General features: G+C 66.4%; 3 protein-coding genes and 1 pseudogene. 1 reads left to right on the top strand and 3 read right to left on the bottom strand.

Annotated elements, in window-relative coordinates:
• The coding region (locus tag VMJ11_RS13045; RefSeq protein ID WP_325619818.1) for a type VI secretion system baseplate subunit TssG at positions 1-331 on the top strand (331 nt) is incomplete at its 5' end.
• Between the two features lie 365 nt (positions 332-696).
• On the opposite strand, the gene VMJ11_RS13040 is transcribed toward VMJ11_RS13045, so the two are convergent.
• The 3 genes and pseudogenes from VMJ11_RS13040 to VMJ11_RS13030 form a co-directional block, all read right to left on the bottom strand.
• Complete coding sequence (locus tag VMJ11_RS13040; RefSeq protein WP_325619817.1) at positions 697-2109, bottom strand: ATP-binding protein; 1413 nt, start codon at positions 2107-2109, stop codon at positions 697-699.
• Positions 2106-2768: a response regulator gene (locus VMJ11_RS13035; protein WP_325619816.1), complete on the bottom strand. Its 663-nt coding sequence runs from the start codon at positions 2766-2768 to the stop codon at positions 2106-2108. Before VMJ11_RS13035 ends, VMJ11_RS13040 begins: the two co-directional genes overlap by 4 nt.
• Positions 2769-2883: 115 nt before the next feature.
• A pseudogene (locus tag VMJ11_RS13030) lies at positions 2884-3021 on the bottom strand (oxidoreductase); the annotation flags it as partial.

Below are 3021 nucleotides of genomic sequence, written 5' to 3'. Positions count from 1 at the left end.
GGTGCCCGGCAGGCAGCACCGGTTCTGCCTCGTGCTCGGGCCGCTTGACATTGAGCGCTACCACCGCTTCACGCCACGCGGCCAGGACCTGCTGCGCCTGGTTGCCATGGTGCGAGCTTCTGTCGGCCATGAGTATGAGTGGGAACTAGAACTGCGGATCAAGCCGAACAGCGCGACGCCTGTGGTGTTGGGTGACGGTCAGCAGCTCGGCTGGTCGGGGTGGCTCGGTGAATCCCCCACGGGCGAGCCGGTTGTCGGCATGCGGTTTCAGCCCAAGGAGTACGTGGGACAGCTTGTGCAGAACGCGGCGCGCGCTAGGAGCAATAACTGATGGACTTGCTGCTTTTTGGTGAGTAGTTCGAAGTCTCGAGGTACTCGCCGACCGTAAGCATGCCAATGCTTTTCTGGTCGCCATGCGCCGGTCGCGCTTCGCGATACGCGCGGGTATCGTGTCGGCCTTGTGATCGGCGTGCGAGATAAACGCGTCCACGGCCTCGCGCGCTTTGTCTACGGACATCGCGGGCCACCGGCTGGCCTTCAGCCGCGATCCAGCGGTACATGAACGAGGCCGAGCCGTTCGGGCGCATGCGCAGACCGAAGCCGGCTGGCCGTCATAGTCACAGGGGGCACGCTTGCAGACCAACGTGAAAACAAGAAAATCCCAACCCTCCAGGGCCGACAACATAATCCAAAAAACTATGCCGAATCACTCGTCGCCGTGGATGGGCGGCCATTGGCCACCGCATCCCCCGCATTGCGCGTTTCTCCCGCAACGCCTGCGCTCTGCAGCCCGGTCACCGCAGCGGTGAGCCCGCGTCCGCCGGGGTTGTTGCGCAATGCGAACGTCAGTCCCTGGCGTTGCGCGATGCGTGCGACGATCGAAAGGCCCAGGCCGCTGCCCGTGCCCTGTGCGTGGTCGCCGCGGAAGAAGCGGTCGAGCACGCGGCCGAGATCGGCTTCGGGAATGCCGGGGCCGTTGTCCACGACTTCGAAGCCGAGCGTCTCCTGCGTGCGCGTGAGCATGAGGTCGATCTTGCCGCCCGCGGGCGTGTAGCGAATCGCGTTGTCGAGCAAATTGTTCAGCAACGTGTTGAGCCCGTGCGGGTCGGCGCTCACGTTGCAGACGTCCTCGGGCGTGACGGGCGGCCGCGACTCCAGGCCGAGGTCGATACCTTTCGCCTCCGCAAGCAGCGAGAAGTCGCCGATGGCCTGTTCGCCCAGCCGCCGCAGGCTCACCACGGCCGCAGGCGCGGCAGCCTGCGCGTCTTCGCGGGCGAGCGTGAGCAACTGCTGCACGAGGCGTATCGTGCGGTTCAGGCGCGTTTGCATGCGCTCGAGCGTACGTGGCTCCCCGCTCAGCGTGCCGTCGCGCAGCGCGGCTTGCCATTGCAGCTTGAGCGCGGCGAGTGGCGAGCGCAGCTCGTGTGCCGCGTCGGCGACGAAGGTGCGCTGCGCCTGGGAGGCCACGTTCAGGCGATGCAGGAGATCGTTGAGCGCTTCGACGAGCGGGCGCAATTCGTCAGGCACCGAGCCATCGAGGCGCAACGGTTCCATCGCATGGGCCGAGCGCGAAGCGAGCAGTGCGGAGAGCGCGCGCACCGGAGCGAGCCCGCGCGTCACGACGAACAGCACGAGCCCGATGGTCACCGGCACGAGCAGCGCGAGCGGCCACAGCGTATGCAGCGCGAGGCGCAGCGCCAGCGTGTCGCGCACGGAAATGGGCTGCGCGACCTGGACGAAGCGCTCGGGCTGCGCCATGCCATACACGCGCCAATGTGCTTCGCCATGCTCGATTGTGCGAAAGCCCGTGGCCTGGCGCGGCAACGTCGGCGTTTCCTGCGAGTGGTAGACGAGCGTGCCGTTGCGGTCCCAGATTTCGATGAGAATCCGGTCGTCGGCGATCTCTTCGAAACCGGCGCCGGGCTGCTCGGCCTCACGCGCCATCTCGACGCTCGCGGGCATGGAGAGCGCCACCGCGTGCAGTTCGTAGTCGAACAGCTCGCCCGCTTCTTCGCGTGCGGTGTGGAAAATACCGAAGGCCGCCACCGCCGAAGCCGCAGCGAAGCCGAAAATGAGCCAGCCGAGCAGCCGGCCGCGGATCGACCTCATTCGGGCCTCTTGAGCCGGTAGCCCACACCGCGCACGGTCACGATCTGGTCGGTGCCGATCTTGCGGCGCAGGCTGTGCACGTGCACTTCGATCGCGTTGCTGCCGATCTCCTCGCCCCAGCCGTACATGCGCTCTTCGAGTTCGGCCTTCGTGAACACGCGCGCGGGCTGCTCGATCAGCACGTGCAGCAGCGCGAACTCACGCGGCACGAGCGAGACGGGCGCGCCGTGTTTCGTCACCTCGTGCGCGGCAGGGTCGAGCGCGAGGTCGCCGTGCGTGTAGACGGGCTGCTTCTGGCCCGTGCGGCGGCGCAATAGCGCACGCGCGCGGGCGGCGAGTTCGTCGAGGTCGAAGGGTTTGATGAGGTAGTCGTCGGCGCCCGCGTCGAGGCCGGCGATGCGGTCGGTGACCGAATCGCGTGCGGTGAGGATCAGCACGGGCGCTTCGCCACCCTTGCGGCGATAGGCGTTGAGCACCTCGATGCCGTCCTTCTTCGGCAGCCCCAGATCGAGCAGCACGAGGTCGTATACGTCGTTGTCGAGCGAAAGCTCCGCTTGCCGCCCGTCGCGCGCCCAATCGACGGCATGACCTTCGCGGCGCATCGAATCGAGCACCGTTTCCGCAATCATTTCGTCGTCTTCCACCAGCAACAGGCGCATCGCTCGCTCCCCGATACTTCAACCTCTCATTGTCGCTCATCGCAGCTTAACCGGTGCTTAAGCGTCGTGTATCGAGGGGGCGGGCGCCGCGCGCTTTCGGCGGCGATCAGCTCGATTAATCGAGCAGTTTCAACACGTCGTCATATAGCTTGCGTGGTACTTTCACGCCATCGCGTTCGCTACGCTCGCGCGCTTCGAAGCGGCGTTGCGAAGGCAGGCGCGCGCCCTGCGCCGTGATGGCGGCGAAGAGCCG

The sequence above is a fragment of the Paraburkholderia sp. genome (assembly GCF_035501035.1).
Lineage (GTDB): Bacteria > Pseudomonadota > Gammaproteobacteria > Burkholderiales > Burkholderiaceae > Paraburkholderia.
Note: the sequence above shows the minus strand (reverse complement) of the source record. Positions and strands in the feature narration are given on the sequence as shown.